Below are 788 nucleotides of genomic sequence, written 5' to 3'. Positions count from 1 at the left end.
CGCCACGAAATCGGCACGGTCGAACCGGGAATGGTGGACGAAGGGCAGCGCCAACTGGCCGGTCGCGCCGGCCGCGGCCGCCGCATCGGGCGCCGCGCCGGGATGTTCGGGATGTTTCTGTGCCGTCCGTTCAACCACCGCTTTGCGCGCCGCCTTCCTCTGCCGTAAAGGAACCGGTGAGCGTTTACCCTACCTTGTCCCGTTCTTCGACCCCCGCGCGGCGCGCCGGGCGAAATTCGCGGCAATCTGACGACGAAGGCCAGCCCCCATGCGTTCCGTCCCCCCTTCCCTGCCGGCCGCCACGTCTTCCGGCGGCGCCACCTATCGCGATGCCGGCGTGGATATCGCGGCCGGTGACGCGCTGGTCGATGCGATCAAGCCTGCCGCCAGGGCGACCGACCGGCCCGGCACCATGGGCGGGCTGGGCGGATTCGGCGCGCTGTTCGACCTGAAGGCGGCGGGGTTTGCCGATCCGGTCCTGGTGTCCTGCACCGACGGGGTGGGTACCAAGCTGATGGTCGCGATCGAAAGCGGCCTGCACGAGACGGTGGGAATCGACCTGGTGGCGATGTGCGTCAATGACCTGGTCGTCCAGGGGGCGGAGCCGCTGTTCTTCCTGGATTATTTCGCGACCGGGCGGCTGGCGGTGGACGATGCGGCCAAGGTGGTGCGCGGCATTGCCGAGGGATGCCGGGGAGCGGGCTGCGCCCTGGTCGGCGGCGAGACGGCCGAGATGCCCGGCATGTACGGGCCGGGCCATTACGACCTGGCCGGTTTTTCGGTCGGCG

General features: G+C 69.8%; 1 protein-coding gene. It reads left to right on the top strand.

Annotated elements, in window-relative coordinates; all coding sequences use genetic code 11:
- Window positions 1-268: 268 nt before the first annotated feature.
- On the top strand, window positions 269-788 hold a 520-nt coding region (locus HUK84_RS20970), incomplete at its 3' end, for a phosphoribosylformylglycinamidine cyclo-ligase (protein ID WP_246285814.1).

It is taken from the genome of Nguyenibacter vanlangensis, from assembly GCF_013376155.1.
Lineage (GTDB): Bacteria > Pseudomonadota > Alphaproteobacteria > Acetobacterales > Acetobacteraceae > Gluconacetobacter > Gluconacetobacter vanlangensis.
This window is presented reverse-complemented; position numbering and strand designations above follow the sequence as displayed.